Origin of the sequence: Pseudoalteromonas shioyasakiensis (assembly GCF_001550135.1) — a bacterium.
Classification (GTDB): domain Bacteria; phylum Pseudomonadota; class Gammaproteobacteria; order Enterobacterales; family Alteromonadaceae; genus Pseudoalteromonas; species Pseudoalteromonas shioyasakiensis.
On the sequence record NZ_LRUE01000022.1, the window covers coordinates 1 to 16,236 of the forward strand.

The window sequence follows — 16,236 nt, forward strand, 5'->3', positions numbered from 1 at the left end:
CTAATGCTGATCAGTTAAGAAGTTGATCAGTTGACCGATCAGAATGATCATGCACAATCCGTAGTTAGGCAACTAACTACGGATTTTTTTGTGAATATAGAACAAGCTCTTCATTCTGCTTTCGAAGAAAGCACTCGTTATCACACGTTTGAAAAATTATCTGAAATTTTATCTTCTGACCTGATTGAACAAGGCTTTCAACAAGCTGGAGTAGCCACAGTTAGAAAGCGCAGGTTGCCTTTAGAAGCTGTGCTTTGGTCTGTTATTGGCATGGCATTATTTCGTAAAGAATCTGTCTGGAATATTGCGAATAAACTAGACATTATGCTGCCTGGCAAAAATCAGTTAGTCGCCCCGAGTGCCATGGTTCAAGCTCGCCAGCGATTAGGTGATGACCCCGTTAAGCAAGTCTTTAATAAAGCTGCTGATAATATGTACCATACAGAAGAGTTTGACACGTGGGCTGGGTTAAATTTATTAGCGGTTGATGGTGTTGTTTGGCGTACGGCCGATTCAGATGAGAATCGTGAAGCATTCTCATCGGCTAGCAACCAATATGGTGATACAGGATTCCCACAAATTCGCATGGTTTGTCATATGGAACTCACCAGCCACCAACTGATAAGCAGTGAGTTTGATAACTATAAGACGAATGAAATGAAGCTTGCTGAACGACTGATTGAGCGTACACCTAACCACTCGTTGACCATGTTTGATAAAGGGTACTATTCACTGGGCTTGTTAAATCGATGGCACAGCACTGGAGAAGAAAGGCATTGGCTAATACCTGCAAGACCTGATTTACAATACGAAGTCGTTTCTAAGGTTGGTAACAATGACCTGATAATTGAGCTCAAAACCACTAAGCATGCGCAAAAGAATTTCCCCGATGTTCCCGAAGTTATTAAAGCAAGACTGGTTAGTAAAACCATAAAAGGTAAAAATTACCGAATATTAACCTCGATGGTAGATAGACTTCGTTTTCCAAGTAGCGAAATAGTTGATTTATACAGCCATCGCTGGGAAATAGAATTAGGGTATCGAGAAATAAAGCAAACAATGCTAGATAGCACATACCACCTTCGGAGTAAGCGCCCTGATATGGTTAGACAGGAGCTATGGGGGATCCTCCTCGCATACAATTTAATTCGAAGGTTGATGACCCTAGCAGCAAAAGCTGAAGGAATATGGCCTAACCAACTCAGTTTCTCAAGCTGCTCGATGGCAGTTATTCAATACTTTTCATCAATATCAATTATGAGCCCCGGTAATATTCCAATTCACTGGGAGCATCTGTTAGGTACGCTGAGACTATTTAAACTGCCACCTAGAAGAGAAGATAGGCGATACCCAAGAGCGATAAAGCCTAAGCCATCAAAGTACCCACATAAAAAAAGAAATGCCAGTCAGCTTAACTGACTGGCATTGGCCTTTTGGCGCTTTTTTTGTGTCTGATTTAAAGGTAACTCACTATCTTTTCGTAAACTGCAACACCCCAAACTAAGGCTAGAATTAGCAAGCTCAATGTCACTGCCGCAGAAGCCATATCTTTAGCTCGTCCCGATAATACATGATACTCAATCCCTACTCGGTCAGTGAGCGCTTCTATCGACGAGTTCAGTAACTCAACAATTAATAATAACAAGTAAGGTATAAATAGGACTAACCAATGATTTAATGACTGTGCAAAAACCACTGACAAGGGTAATAAGCACACCCCTAAATAGATTTCAGAGCGAAATGCCGACTCTTCTTTAAATGCCGCTTTAAAGCCTTTAATAGAACACTTGGTTGCTTTTAAAATACGCCCAAAGCCAATACCATTTGGCTTATTAACTAGGGGAATTTTTGGTTCTTTCATTTTTTACCTACCCGCTCAGAACTAGCCTGATCATAATGATAAATTCTTACTCTGTCACCCAAATACGCTTGATTAAAAACTAGCAATCACCTGGAATGCTGCTGGTGTTAGCGCGGGAAAACTGATTGTTAGTTAATTGTTCTCTCAGTGCTTGTAGCGTTTTATAAACGCTTTTTAGGGATACCTTGTTACTTAACCAATGCGGAATGGAACCACCTGGGTCTGCGTAGGCTTGATGGCTTACTAACAAGTTACTTTGTTGCTGTTCAAAGCGCCAATAGGCGGTAAGGTCTTTAATACGCACAACGCCAGAGACTTCGGCTTTTGCATAAGGTTGGCTTTTGATTTGTAACTCGGATTTGTGCTCATCTAATGCGTGATAACAAGAATAACTCACCAAGTCACGGTCTGACACCGGCCAAGGTGAATTAAAATGAGTATAAACAAGGGTTTCTGAGGGGCTTAAGCGCTCCATTAGCGTCACGCTTTTGACATTTTCAAGCCAGTTTGCGGCGTTGTCGGTATCACTGAGCAATGCCATAAAGTCACTGGCTTTGGCATTTTTCACCAGCACAGAAGCATTAATTTCAATAATGCCAGTTTCGTGCTTTTTATAGCTAACGGTGATGTCGTCTTGCTGTTTGTAAGTTTGCCATTCAATAGGGTTAGCTACTGCCGAGAGACTCAAACATACTAACCCTATCCATAGGCACAAGTGCATTTATTTAAAACCAATAAGGGTCTGTATTAAATGACGCGTGGCGACTTTGCTCCATCGCACTGACCAGAAACTCTGACTTTTGATCAAGCCATGATTGAATTTTGGTCAGCTCTAAGTCGTCTTGTCCTGCGCATAACTGCTTTAAGTACTCAAGGGTGCTTAACTCATAAATACCATGAGAGATATCAACCCACGGCATACGGAACTCATTTCTGTCTTCTTTATCGAACAAAGCGCCTAAGCAATTGCCGCTGAGTAATGAGTTTTCAAGGCGAGTGCGTAGTGCCAAATAGTCTTTATCTGTAAACACTTGCTGCTCAGGAATAAGCTCGTGCATGTCGTGCCAGTCTTTGGCAAATAAACGCTTAGCAATATCGGCAACTGGTTTTTCTGCTGCCTGAAACTCAGCCTGCCCCCATGATTTGCGCCATTGTTTTTCAATTAACCACGTAGTTAATTGTAACAATAAGCGGTTGTATCGGGTGCTATGAAAAAGAGTTTCAATATCATCAATGCTTGGCTGTAACTCTTTTAAGTCATTAATAACTTGTGTGAGCTCAGGCGCACTGTTGATTTTTTTGTAGTATGCGTGGCGCTTAGATGTGTAGGTTTTTAGCTGGATAGCATTTTCAACCCACGCTAATTCGCTCAATAACCACTTTAACTCTGTACGCAATGAGTCGGTATCGTCTTTACTAACAATATCGTCAAACAGCCAAAATGTATGGCGAATTAAACGAATACCGTCTGTGACACGCTTAAGGGTTTTTAAGCTTGGTTTTATGAAATAGCAGGCTTCATGTTTTTGTACAAAGCGAATCGCGTAGTTAATGCTTTCTACTAAAGCTTGTTCTTGGGTTGCACCACGTTTTAGTGGCACAAAGCCAATTGATTTGCTTGCTTTTAATGGTTTGTCATCAGCAAGACGATAACCCCGAGCAGCTTTAGAATAAAGCCCTAAGCGAACATGGCTTTCACTAACCAGTTTATCTGCCAAAGCAAACAACTCATTACGACTACCTTCGATCAGTTCGATTTCAAGTTCAGAGATTGGCTCAACCTGACCCGAGGCAGCAACTTCACCTTTATCTAATACCACTTCAATTTTTGCGCCATTTTCGGTTTCGAGTAACCAAGTACGGCGTATAAAGTTAGTGCTAAAAATTGGGTATAGGTTTTCTGCAATACCAGACACTTGCATGCCATGCGGCCAAATAGCAGCATCAAATGCGAGTAAATCAGGGCGGTTACCTGACAGTGGTAAGTTGTATTCTGGGCGCTGATGTAAGCCGCCAACCACTTCGCCAGCAAGCTTGATAGTTTGTTCACACTCACCATCACAACAGCGAGTACGAAGGCCAATATCTAAAGCGCGTAATTCTCGGCTTGGCGTATCGTAATAAGCATTTTGTAAATTGCGTGACGGTTTGTTAGTAACGGTTTTTGCAAATTGGGTAATTAATGCGGGGATCAGTGGAACAACGGCATCTGACACCAAAAACTTCAGTTCTATCTCAGTATCCATTCGCTTTGCGGAGTACATTTAAAATAAATAAGTGATCAAAATAAACAAAGCAGACTGTTAATGCAAATTTTTTCCTGTTTTTTACGGTTAAGCTCACGCACGGATTACAATATCAGCCTTGCTATTAATAGTTGAAATCCCTACTATCTCTATACATAAAGAAATTATAAATTTAGCCACTTCTAGGCAAGATCACATTAACAAGGTAGATTGATGTTAAAACAGTGTATTTTTGGGTTGCTCCTTGCGGCCACCTCTTTTATTAGCTACGCAGAAGAAGCTCCAAGCAGCGACAGCCAAAACACCGCATACATAGTCGATAACCTGTACACCTTTATGCACTCAGGCCCAAGCAAAAACTACCGCATTTTGGGCTCAGTTGATGCTGGTACGCAAGTTGTGTTGTTGTCAGGTGAAGATAATGGCTACTTTAAAATTCGTGATGATAAAGATCGTGAAGGTTGGGTAGAGTCAAAATTTGTTACTGAAAACGCGGGTATTCAACAACAATTTCAAGCGCTGAATAACGACATGACGGTAATGCAAGAGCAGCTTCGCCAAGCTGAAATTGAACTGCCACAACTTCAAGAGCAGAACAAATCACTTACAGAGCAAAACCTAGCTCTTAGCAAGCAAATCGAAACACTTAAGAACACCATTGAGTCTGAGCGCAACGCAAAGCAAACAGCCAGTGCTAAAGAGAAGCGTCAGCTACTTACATATGGCGGAGCAATTGCATTTATCGGCTTACTGTTAGGTATTATCTTAACCGTGGTGTTATCTCGCCGTAAACGTTACGACGGCTGGGCATAAGCCACTAAATAGTCAATAAAAAAGCACCTGATGGTGCTTTTTTTGTATCTATATATCGAACCTTAGTCCGGTATCTTGTTTAATTTTTTCGATCACCATATAGGTGTGATGCGTACCTACCCCTGGGATATCAACTAAATCCCCCAGCACTTGGCGGTATTCATCCATATCAGACACCCGTACTTTTAATAAGTAGTCATAGCCACCAGCAACCATGTCGCATTCAACCACTTGTGGAATATTTAAAATATATTCACGAAAGACTTTAAATACCGATGTATTCGAGGTCACTAACGATACCTGCACATGTGCTAACAAGCTCTGGTTAAGCTTTGCTTCGCTAAGCTTTGCGTAATAGCCTTCGATGTAGCCTTCTTGCTCTAAACGTTTTACACGATCTAGACACGGGCTTGGGCTCAGATTTACCTGTTTTGCGAGGTTTACGTTCGATATTCTGCCATTTTTTTGCAGAGCGTCTAAAATTGCTAAATCGATGCGATCTAACATGCGTAATCTATTCGGACTGGTCATAACAGAATTTTATGCGGCTAAGTTAACGGTATGCCCTGTAAATTATCGTAAATCGAAAAATTTAACCAGCATATTCTGCTGGATTTTAATTAGAATGCACGAATTATATCAATGGTAAGAAATGCAATAAGTTCATTTCTAGACTCCACATACCAGAGGGTTACATATGCTATTTAATGGCGATTTGACAACTGAATGTCCAATTAGACAAAAGATCCGTGATTTCTACCGTATTGACGAAAATGCGGTTATTGATCATATTTTGCCTTTGGCTGAAGTAGGCGTGAAAGCGCGTAGCCGAGCGTGGGAACGTGCTCGTCAAATGGTTTTAAATATCCGTCGCGATCAGGATGGTCAAAGCGGTGTAGATGCACTATTAAATGAATTCTCACTTTCAAGTGAGGAAGGCGTTGTATTAATGTGTCTTGCAGAAGCACTATTACGTGTTCCAGATAAAGCAACGCAAGAATCACTAATTCGTGACAAACTTGCTAAAGGTGACTGGAGCTCTCATTTAGGTAGCAGCGATTCTTTATTTGTAAACGCCTCTTCTTGGGGTCTGTTAGTAACCGGTAAAATGGTTAACTACAGCGACAAGTCAAAAGAGCAGCAATTCGGTGTTCTTAAGAAAACAATTGGTCGTTTAGGTGAGCCTGTTATTCGTAAATCTGTGAACTTCGCGATGAAGATCATGGGTAAGCAATTCGTTATGGGTCGTACTATCGACGAAGCAATTGAACGTGCAGCCGATAAAGAGCAAAAAGGCTACGTATACTCATACGATATGCTAGGTGAAGGCGCACGCACAATGAAAGATGCAGAGCGTTACTTCAACAGCTACATGACAGCTATCCACGCGATTGGTAAAGCAGCAAATGGCCGTGGTCCAATCAAGAGCCCTGGTATCTCAGTTAAAATTTCTGCGATTCACCCACGTTATGAATTCACACATCGTGAACGTGTTATTGCTGAAATCGTACCTAAGTTAAAAGAACTTGCGCTTGCAGCGAAAAGCTACGATATCGGCTTTACTGTTGATGCTGAAGAAGCTGACCGTTTAGATATCTCTTTAGATGTTATTGAAGCGGTATTCAGTGATGACGATTTAGGTAACTGGAACGGCTTTGGTTTAGCAGTTCAAGCATACCAAAAGCGCGCTATTTTTGTCGTTGAGTGGGTTGCAGAGCTAGCTCGTCGCGTTGGTCGTAAACTAATGGTTCGCCTTGTAAAAGGTGCATACTGGGATACAGAAATCAAAACCACTCAACAAGATGGTTTAGATCATTACCCGGTATTTACACGTAAAGCGACCACTGACGTTTCTTACAAAGCTTGTGCAATTAAGCTTCTAGAAGCACGTGATGTACTGTACCCGCAATTTGCTACACACAACGCCTACACTGCAGCAACAATCTTAGAAGTTGCAAAAGGTGATAACGAAGGTTTTGAATTCCAACGCCTACACGGTATGGGTGAGTCGTTATTCGACCAAATCGTAACCCAAGAGAAAATTCAATGTCGTGTTTACGCACCAGTGGGTCAACACGAAGACTTACTTGCCTACTTAGTACGTCGTTTATTAGAAAACGGTGCTAACTCGTCATTCGTTAATGCGATTGTTGATACGACTAAGCCTGTTGAATCACTATTACCTGACCCTGTAGAAACACTGCAAGGTTTACGTAACAAGTACAACACGCAAATTAAGATGCCTATTGATTTATACGGTGAAGAACGTGCTAACTCAAAAGGCATGGACTTAACTGATATCAATGTAATCACACCATTTAAAGAAAACCTTGATACCTGGTTTGCTGAGCACCGCATTGAATTAAGCGATGTGCCAGAAGGCTCTCTTCCTGTGAAGAACCCTGCAAATCACAAAGAGATCATTGGTCATGTGAAACTACAATCTTCTGACGAAATGACTGCTCTTTTAGAAAATGCAGAAAAAGCATTTGAGTCATGGTCACAAACGCCAGTAAAAGAGCGCGCAAACTTATTACGTCGTGTTGCTGATATCTTAGAGCGTCATCACGATGAGTTAGTGGCACTATGTATCAAAGAAGCAGGTAAAGTAACTCAAGATGGTATCGATGAAGTTCGTGAAGCAGTGGATTTCTGCCGCTACTACGCTGCACGCGCTGAGGAACTTTCTGAAGATGAGCGCTTCGAAGCACGTGGTGTGATCTTATGTATCAGCCCATGGAACTTCCCACTTGCAATCTTCTTAGGTCAAGTAGCTGCAGCAATCGTGACAGGTAACACAGTTATTGCGAAACCAGCTGAGCAAACAAGCTTAATCGCACTTCGTACCATTGAACTTATGCTATCTGTAGGCTTACCAGAGCACGTTGTACAACCTGTTATTGCTCGTGGTAGCGAAGTAGGTAAAACCATCGTTCCTGATGAGCGTATTCAAGCTGTTATGTTCACAGGTTCTACAGAAACAGGTACTGTTATTTCGCAAACACTTGCTGCGCGTAATGATATTCAAGTACCGCTTATTGCTGAAACTGGTGGTCAAAACTGTATGATCGTTGACTCAACCGCTCTACCAGAGCAAGTTGTTGACGATGTGATCAGTTCAGGTTTCCAAAGTGCTGGTCAACGCTGTTCTGCACTGCGTGTATTATTCTTACAAGAAGACGTTGCTGATGGCATCATTGAGATGATCAAAGGTGCTTTAAAAGAGCTTCACGTTGGCGACCCGTCATTGCTTTCAACTGATATCGGTCCTGTTATCGACGAAAAAGCACTGAAAAATTTAAATGACCATGTTGAATACTTAAAAGGTAATGCCACACTTCACTATGAGTGTGCTATTCCTGATAACAATGAAAATGGTGCTTACTTCTTCGCGCCTCGTTTATACGAAATCAAAGATTTATCTGTACTTAAGCGCGAAGTATTTGGCCCATGTGTACATATCATCCGCTTTAAAGGCACAGAGCTTGATAACGTGATTGACCAAATCAATGGCACGGGCTTTGGCTTAACTATGGGTGTGCATTCACGTATCGAAGAGCGCTGTGAATACCTAGCGAAAATGTCACGTGCAGGTAACGTTTACATCAACCGTAATATGATCGGCGCGATTGTTGGCGTACAACCTTTCGGTGGCCGTGGTTTATCTGGTACAGGCCCTAAAGCGGGTGGTCCTAACTACCTACAACGTCTAGTGAAAGAAAAAGCATCACCAGATAACGTACAAATGACTAATCTAACACCTGATGAGTTAGATACTCACCACTATTCAGGTGCAGCTGAGCAGGTTGCTACGCTAATGGATAACTCATTACGCGACGAGAAAATCTGGCGTGCAACACCACTGAACGACCGAGTTTCTGCTGTGCGTCAATTACTTGCAAAAGTAGCGACTGTAGAAATTATCGACGAGCTTGCCGATGATTTAGCATTAACGCTAGCTGATGCTCGTGCGCAACTTAACCGTCTTGAAAAACACATGCGTAAGCACACTGTGTTGCCTGGACCAACGGGTGAGTCAAACACACTTCACTTAGAGCCTCGTGGCTGTGTGGTTTGTTATGCTGATAAGAGTACGTCATTTAACTTCTGGGCAATTTCGATTATCACAGCACTTGCTGCTGGTAACACAGTAATCACGGTTGCTTCTGAGTTATTCTTTGACGAAGCGGTTGCATTCAGAGACAAGTTTATCTCAACAGGTATCGCTGAAGGTGTATTCCAAGTAGCTAAACCTAATCAGTTACAAGCTATCTTGGCGCACCCTCACCTTGCAGGTGCGGTTGTTGCAGCTCGTTCATCACGCTTAGGCTACTTTAGCCAGCAGCTAGCACAACGTAAAGGTGCTATTCTGCCAGTGATCAGCTCTGAGTACTACGACACGCTAATCAAGCGCTTACTCACTGAGAAAACAATCAGTGTTGATACAACCGCATCAGGTGGTAACACATCACTAATGACCTTAGTTGAAGACGACGAGTAATCGTATAAGTTAAAGGAAATTAAACTTTCCTGAGCTAATTAAAAGCCCTCGCATTTGCGGGGGCTTTTGATTTTACAGATACCTTTTTACTATTCTTGTTTACCGAGCTACAAATTTTCTGCTAGTTTTATAGTAATGTATTCGACTAGAAGTAAAGGCTTTGAAAACACTCCCTATCAATCAACTAAAGCCCGGCATGTTTGTCCAAAGTGTGACAAAACAAACAGGCAAGATCCGTATAAAAAACCAAGGTTGGGTAAAAACACAGGGAAGTATAGATAAGCTGATCAAGGCTGGCATATTAGAAATAGCTATCGACCCAGACAAAACACTGACCTTAGACAGTGAGAATAAAGTGGTTGAGCAGCAACATAATCCGCAACCTGTTGGCGAGACGACCGCATTCGATCCTTGGCACACCACTCACAGTGTGTCGGCAGAAATGGGCAAAGCAAACAGCTTATATAACGAAGCAAGGTCATTACAAAGCAAAGCCTTTGACGATATCCGCGATGGCAACAAAATTGATATAGCCCCTTTTAAAGAACTCGCAAGTGGCTTTATTGATTCGGTTTTTCGTAACCAAGATGCGCTTGCCTGTATCACTCGTATGCGTGAAAAAGATGCTTACCTACTTGAGCATTCTATCAATGTATCAATTTTGATGAGTATTTTTGCTAAGCACTTAGGTATTGAAAAAGCCATTATTGAAGAGCTTGCGACCGGTGCTTTACTTCACGATATTGGCAAGATCAATATTCCCGATGAGATACTCAATAAGCCTGGCAAATTAACCGACGAAGAGTACCAAGTAATTCAAGACCATGCTCGTTTCAGTAAAGAAATTTTAGAGCAAGCAGGCTTGAGCGGGATTGCTGTAGATATAGCTGGCTTCCATCACGAACGTTTAGATGGCAGTGGCTACCCGTTTGGTAAAAGTGGTGACGAGATAAGCTTATATGTACGTATGGCTTCGATTGTTGATGTGTATGATGCATTGACCGCTGAGCGGGTTTACAAAGCAGGCATGGAGCCAATTAAGGCGTTTAAGATACTTAAAGATGGCTGCCCAGATAGCTTTGACGGAGACCTAGTCACTAAGTTTATTCAGTGCATAGGTGTTCACCCAGTCGGCACCTTAGTGAAACTTGAAAGCCAAAAATTAGGTGTGGTCACTCACAGTAACCCTACTAGTCCTTTAAAACCTCAAGTTAAAGTGTTTTATAACGCTAAACATGCACGCTATACCGAAGTGCAAGATATTGATTTGGCTAACAGCCGTTGCCACGATAGCTTAGAATCAGCAGTCAGGCCGAGAGACTTTAACATCGACCTGATCCGCTTTTTTAAGAGTGCTATTTTACCTTAGCCCTAAAATAAAGGCTGGCTACTCAGGCCAGTCTTGTAATGCTTTTAAAGTAAACTCATAGCCATCGTAGCTTAATAAGCTCTGCTCTGGAGTGATTTCAATGACTGATAACACGCCGATGTTATCGCCTTCGTATAACTCACGACCATTTAACTTAATCCAGCGCTTCGATGTTTCTGAAGCATAAATATGCGCTTGGTATTTAATGGTAGGAATGAGACTTTGTAATGCATCAGGCAAGAGCTCAATTGGCTCTGCATAAGACGTATTTTTAGTGCTACGGGTAATATCAACACTGTGTTTGTTATCAACATCTTCAACCGCTTTAGCAAAAGCATCTTTCAATGTATCTGGTACATCTTTAAGCTCATCATTTGTTGATGGTTGAGAAGCTGGTTGAGTTGGCTGACCATTAAGTGGCTTGCCGAGCACCTTGTATTTACTTAAATCAATGCCATTACTGCTCATTTGCTGCGGATTGATTTGTTGCATTGGCTGCGAAAACTGTGGCTGTGATTGATACACTGGCTGATTTTGATACACAGCTTGTTGCTGGTACTGAGGTTGTACTTGATAACCTTGATTTGCATACACAGGGGCTGAATTTACCGGAACTTGCACCCACTGATATTGCTGACCTTGCACTGGCACCTGCTGCATCATTTGTTGTGGTACAGATTGTTGCACTTGCCCTTGTTGCATCGTTGTTACTTGGGCTGGGTTATTGGTCGCTTGCGGGGTTTGGCTTTGCGCTACTTGCTGTTGCTTAGCGGGTTGCTGTGTTTCAGGACTTACCTGAGCCTCAGTGGCAACGCTTTCTGTGGTTTCATTGCTGTTATTAACAAGCTTTGGCTGCTCAGCAGCAGGTTTAGTTTGCTGTAACCATTTACCAATCGAAAATCCTGCCATAAGCGTCAATATTGCCGCCAGTAATAGCCCAAATGAAAAAGCTAAGCGTCGATACCGTGTTAATTCTTGCTGTTGTTTGAGCGCAAGTGCGGCTTGGTCATGATCAACGGCAGTTTGTGCGTGCTGATCTGATTGTTTAATTGCATCTAGTAATAATGACATAAATGAACACTCGTTATATTAGGTAGGATAAACCAATACCCATTCCTAATACGGCTAAAAATGAAACTGGGTAAAGCCAAACATAACTCGGCTCTTTATTTGCTACAGCAACAGGAGTGCTGGTTGGCGGCAGTGCTTCTGCGGCTGAGCGCATCACAAGTTCGCTGTCGATACTCAATTTTTGCTGTGAAAATGCCCCCACTAAACAGCGCTCACATAATAAATTGATCAATCTTGGTACGCCTTGAGTAACCTGATAAATCGCTTTTAACGCATCCCCTGAGAACAATGCTTGCTCTGTGCCCGCTTTAAATAAACGGTGCTTAACATAGGCAAACACTTGTCCTTCAGTGAGTGGTAATAAGTGATAACGCGCAGTAATACGCTGGGCAAGTTGTCTTAATTCAGTGCGTTTTAGTAGTTCTTGAAGCTCAGGTTGCCCTACTAATACAATTTGCAGCAGCTTTTTATGATCTGTTTCGATATTGGTTAACAAGCGCAGCTGCTCTAGCACATCAGGTGCGAGTAATTGTGCTTCATCAATAATTAAGATGGTGTGACCGCCCGCTTGATTGTTTGCCTCAAGGTGCTTTTTAATCACATCAGTAAGGGTCTTCAGAGTCGCATTAGTACAGTCGTACTCAATCTTTAATTCATCACAAATACTGGCAAGCAGTTCAAGTTGTGACAAAGCCGGATTATGAATTTGTGCCACTTGGGTGTTTTCAGGTAACTGCTCTTGCAGACTTCTTGTTAGTGTTGTTTTACCTGTACCCACTTCGCCTGTTAACAAAACGAAGCCACCCGCTTCACCTAATCCATAGGTAAGGTGCGCTAACGCCTCTTTATGGCGCTCACTAAGAAATAAATACTCAGGATTTGGGGCAATCGAAAAGGGTTTTTCTGACAAGCCAAAATAGCTTAAATACACCGTGTTATTCCTTGCGTTTAAAATCACGGTCTATAATGGCAAAAAACATCGCTACTTAAAACCTTGTTTACATTTTATTGGCTAAATAACGTAAAATAGCGAAAAGGCAAAATTATAGGTGTTTTATGCAGGTTTATTTAGTCGGTGGCGCAGTCAGAGACGCCCTACTTGGTCGTGACGTTAAAGAGCGCGACTATGTGGTAGTTGGTGCAACGCCTGAGCAACTGATCAGCCAAGGCTATCAACAAGTTGGTAAAGATTTTCCGGTATTTTTACACCCACAAAGTAAAGAAGAATATGCGCTAGCGCGCACCGAGCGAAAACAAGGCCAAGGTTATACCGGCTTCATTTGTGATTTCGCGCCTGATGTCACATTAGAGCAAGACTTAATACGTCGAGATCTCACCGTAAATGCCATTGCTCAAGCCCAAGATGGCAGCTTAGTCGACCCATTTTCTGGTCAGCAGGATCTTGAAAATCGTGTATTACGTCATGTCTCCGATGCCTTTAGTGAAGACCCTTTGCGCATATTGCGAGTAGCCCGTTTTGCTGCTCGTTATCATTACCTAGGCTTTACTATCGCCCCAGAAACCCAGTCACTATTAACCGAGATGGTTAAAGCCGGTGAACTGAGCACCCTCACAGCTGAGCGCGTTTGGTTAGAATGCGAAAAATCCCTCAGTGATGGCGCATTTAGCGAGTTTTTAAATGTACTTGATAGTATTGGCGGCCTGCATGTAATTAGCCCTGAGCTTGAAAGTAAATGGTGTGATGAGCTTTACCGTACTTTACAAGCTCGCTTTGCCTATGCGAATAAACTGCAAGTTAGTGACACTGCGTTGTTATTTAGCCAAGTTACCTTAGCGCTTTCAAGCGACGAGATAAAAGCGATGGCTAGCAAGATACGCTTACCTAATGAAGTGCGCGATTTAGCGCTATTTAGCCAAACACATCAAACAACGTTAAGTGCAGAAAAACCATCTAGCGAGGCCGTTTTTGCTTGCTTTAACCAACTTGATTTATGGCGTCGCCCTGAACGTTTTGAGCAAGTTTTAAAGGTGTTAGAGATAAGTCAACAACAGCCAGTAACCCGCTATGACTCTTTAGTAAATGCAGCCACGCAAGCACGAGCAGTCAGCCCGCAACAGTTTATTGCACAAGGTATTAAAGGCGCAGAAATAAAAACCGCGCTTGAGCAAGCGCGGTTAGAGATTATTAAAGGCTACTTTTCGTAGCGCACTAAACGCAAATAAACATCGGACGTTTTTGCGTGAAGGCTGTTGATGCCTTTATCAAATTGATACACCCAAGCTAGATCAGTGCGACTGATCCCTGAAGTGCTACTCCAGTAGTTTTGCAGCTTAGTCGATAAAAATGCGTTTTCGTTAATGCTAGGCTGCACACAACTATGCTCTAAAATACTTGCTAACTCTTTAACATTTGGTACATGCCAATCGCTGTAATCAGCAAAGGTTGCATTTTCAGCCCCGCGTAAAGCTTCGCCCCAAGTAAGTTGCTGGCTCGTGCCCTCGCAAGTATCCGTGTCACTATCATAACTTTGACCAAACGTACAACGTTGCCACATAAGACCCGTTTCGCTATCACTTACTGTACCATCTTCGTTTATTACAAAACGGCTATCAGGGGTCGTCTCTGTGACGGCGCTGTAACATACTTGCGCAGCAGCAAAACCCGATTGCAGAGCAATACCGGTAATTACTGTGATTAAAGGTAACTTTCGCATATTACTCTCCCGGCGTTCTAACTAAGCGCACAAAGGCGGTATTACTTTTTGGATATGCTAAGTCATTAGCACTACTCATATCGATAATATAAGCTTGCGATAAACTCGTACCATCTGCCGCTGTTTGCGAAGTCCAATAAGGCATAAATGAGCTGCTATCACTGCTTAGCTGAATATCACTTGGTTGATTTGGGAAGAAATCACTATTAAGTAACGTAGACTCACCTTGCTTGGCATAATCTAATAACCCTAATAACTCGGTGTAAGTTGGCACACGCCAATTTGTACCACCGCAAAAATCGTTGCTGTTCACATCATTAATGTAAGTTTGCAGGCCACAGTCACTGGTGCTTGGGCAAGTAGAGCTCGCAGCCCCTTGCACACTACCCGTTTGCACACCACTTGAACCATTTAAATACCAGGTATAATGGTTTGTTGCTGCACGATCGGCTGTCGACGGTGGTAATGTTGAACTGGCTTCTTTTACTTCCCAAATAAGCCCCGTGACGTTATCGCGAACACAACTAAAGCTGGTCGCATCATCTGGGAGTTCGTCGGCATATTCGTTCATTTTAGTAAAATCAAACGCTAAGTCGCCCTGACCTACTTTATCTAGTTGGTTTGCGACACTATCACGACCTACATCGGCGTCTTGGCTTGGGAAGTCTTCGCTGTCACAATTAATTTTTTGTGAGTTGTTATAGCAATCACTCATGCCTGTATCGTTAATTAAACCAAGTGGTTTTGGACTAATATCGATAATCACAGTATCTGTGTCGCTTCGCGATTTACTGTCGGTCACGGTAACTTCAAAGCTCAGCTCTGAATCGGTATCAACATCAGGGGCTACAAACGTCGTGATACACTGGTTCTGGTTTGCCAAGGTCACAGTTTCGCCTGTTAATTGCTCCCAAAAACATGACTTTGTTGCCGTCACAATTTCACTATTGCTGGCATCAAGGGTTACAGTATCAAATTCAATAATCTGTTGATCTTCACCTGCATCCGCAATAATAACTTCAACGGTTTTGTTTAAGGTAAACGACGCCTCAGTGCTTGCTGAGCCACCTTCATCATCCGTTACAGTTAAACGCCATGTCATCGCTGTATTCGATTCAAGTAGTGGGTGAGTAAAGCTAATGGTTTGATTGTTGTAGCTGTCAGCCGTTAAATCAGGGCCATCAAGTTGAGTCCACAAGTAACTGTCAACTGAGCCATTTTCATCGATATCAGCAGACTCTTCGCCACTTAATGTGATCACATCACTATATTGTGATGGTAACTCTTCAGGAGCTGTTTGCGTGATCACTGCAACTGGCAGTTGATTATTTGATGTAATAAAAATACTGACTTGATCGGAAACAAGTTGCCCATCGGTTTGATAATTCACTTTTAAAACAAGTTCAGAGTCGAGTTTAATATCAGGCGCGGTAATGGTTTGTTCAGCGCCCTCTGCAGGGAACCCTTCTAGTGCGGGGCCACTGACTCGTTCCCAAGTAAAGGTGCCATCAGCTGGTGAGCCTTGGGCAGAGACAGTAAATTCACTTTTTTCAATAATTTGCTGATCTGAGCCTGCATTAACTGTTGCTGCGATTGTATTCGAATCACTCGAACCGCCACCGCCGCCACAGGCTGTTAATGTCGTTAATGCAACTAGGGTAAGAGGCACTAATCTCATGTTTACCACCTTAAAATGCAAA

13 protein-coding genes are annotated in these 16,236 nt (G+C 42.5%); 5 read left to right on the forward strand and 8 right to left on the reverse strand.

Features of this window, described 5'->3' with window-relative positions; genetic code table 11:
- Positions 1 to 90: 90 nt before the first annotated feature.
- On the forward strand, positions 91 to 1,419 hold the full coding sequence (locus PASHI_RS16510) for an IS4 family transposase (protein ID WP_062564240.1): 1,329 nt from the start codon (positions 91 to 93) through the stop codon (positions 1,417 to 1,419).
- A gap of 37 nt (positions 1,420 to 1,456) precedes the next feature.
- Here PASHI_RS16510 and PASHI_RS16515 read toward each other — a convergent pair whose 3' ends face one another.
- From PASHI_RS16515 to PASHI_RS16525, 3 genes are all read right to left on the reverse strand, one after another.
- Complete coding sequence (locus PASHI_RS16515; protein ID WP_062566398.1) at positions 1,457 to 1,861, reverse strand: diacylglycerol kinase; 405 nt, start codon at positions 1,859 to 1,861, stop codon at positions 1,457 to 1,459.
- 79 nt (positions 1,862 to 1,940) lie between these two features.
- Positions 1,941 to 2,549 (reverse strand): START domain-containing protein, encoded by a 609-nt coding sequence (locus tag PASHI_RS16520; protein WP_062566399.1) that lies wholly within the window; start codon positions 2,547 to 2,549, stop codon positions 1,941 to 1,943.
- A gap of 37 nt (positions 2,550 to 2,586) precedes the next feature.
- Complete coding sequence (locus tag PASHI_RS16525; RefSeq protein ID WP_054560917.1) at positions 2,587 to 4,107, reverse strand: CYTH and CHAD domain-containing protein; 1,521 nt, start codon at positions 4,105 to 4,107, stop codon at positions 2,587 to 2,589.
- A gap of 213 nt (positions 4,108 to 4,320) precedes the next feature.
- Between PASHI_RS16525 and PASHI_RS16530 the strand changes: the two genes are divergently transcribed.
- Complete coding sequence (locus PASHI_RS16530; protein ID WP_054560918.1) at positions 4,321 to 4,920, forward strand: TIGR04211 family SH3 domain-containing protein; 600 nt, start codon at positions 4,321 to 4,323, stop codon at positions 4,918 to 4,920.
- 48 nt (positions 4,921 to 4,968) lie between these two features.
- Here the strand turns inward: PASHI_RS16530 and PASHI_RS16535 are convergent, their stop codons facing one another.
- Entirely contained in the window at positions 4,969 to 5,451 is a 483-nt protein-coding gene (locus PASHI_RS16535; RefSeq protein ID WP_054551119.1) for a winged helix-turn-helix transcriptional regulator, read from the reverse strand.
- 166 nt (positions 5,452 to 5,617) lie between these two features.
- Between PASHI_RS16535 and putA the strand changes: the two genes are divergently transcribed.
- Together putA and PASHI_RS16545 are read left to right on the forward strand one after the other, a co-directional pair.
- On the forward strand, positions 5,618 to 9,421 hold the full coding sequence (putA, locus tag PASHI_RS16540) for a bifunctional proline dehydrogenase/L-glutamate gamma-semialdehyde dehydrogenase PutA (RefSeq protein WP_062566400.1): 3,804 nt from the start codon (positions 5,618 to 5,620) through the stop codon (positions 9,419 to 9,421).
- Positions 9,422 to 9,581: 160 nt separating this feature from the next.
- Positions 9,582 to 10,790 carry a cyclic di-GMP phosphodiesterase gene (locus PASHI_RS16545; RefSeq protein WP_062566401.1) on the forward strand — a complete coding sequence of 403 codons (1,209 nt, stop codon included), beginning with the start codon at positions 9,582 to 9,584 and terminating at the stop codon, positions 10,788 to 10,790.
- Between the two features lie 18 nt (positions 10,791 to 10,808).
- On the opposite strand, the gene PASHI_RS16550 is transcribed toward PASHI_RS16545, so the two are convergent.
- The gene (locus PASHI_RS16550) at positions 10,809 to 11,861 is read right to left on the reverse strand and encodes a general secretion pathway protein GspB (protein WP_062566402.1); all 1,053 of its coding nucleotides are present in this window, start codon (positions 11,859 to 11,861) and stop codon (positions 10,809 to 10,811) included.
- 13 nt (positions 11,862 to 11,874) lie between these two features.
- Positions 11,875 to 12,792 (reverse strand): ExeA family protein, encoded by a 918-nt coding sequence (locus PASHI_RS16555; protein ID WP_062566403.1) that lies wholly within the window; start codon positions 12,790 to 12,792, stop codon positions 11,875 to 11,877.
- Positions 12,793 to 12,917: 125 nt separating this feature from the next.
- Here PASHI_RS16555 and PASHI_RS16560 point away from each other — a divergent pair, with 125 nt between their 5' ends.
- Entirely contained in the window at positions 12,918 to 14,027 is a 1,110-nt protein-coding gene (locus tag PASHI_RS16560) for a tRNA nucleotidyltransferase/poly(A) polymerase-related protein (RefSeq protein WP_062566404.1), read from the forward strand.
- Here the strand turns inward: PASHI_RS16560 and PASHI_RS16565 are convergent.
- Both PASHI_RS16565 and PASHI_RS16570 read right to left on the reverse strand, forming a co-directional pair.
- Complete coding sequence (locus tag PASHI_RS16565; RefSeq protein WP_062566405.1) at positions 14,015 to 14,536, reverse strand: Lcl C-terminal domain-containing protein; 522 nt, start codon at positions 14,534 to 14,536, stop codon at positions 14,015 to 14,017. The two genes, PASHI_RS16560 and PASHI_RS16565, sit on opposite strands and share 13 nt — an antisense overlap.
- A gap of 1 nt (position 14,537) precedes the next feature.
- Positions 14,538 to 16,214 carry an Lcl C-terminal domain-containing protein gene (locus PASHI_RS16570; protein WP_062566406.1) on the reverse strand — a complete coding sequence of 559 codons (1,677 nt, stop codon included), beginning with the start codon at positions 16,212 to 16,214 and terminating at the stop codon, positions 14,538 to 14,540.
- Between the last annotated feature and the right edge of the window lie 22 nt (positions 16,215 to 16,236).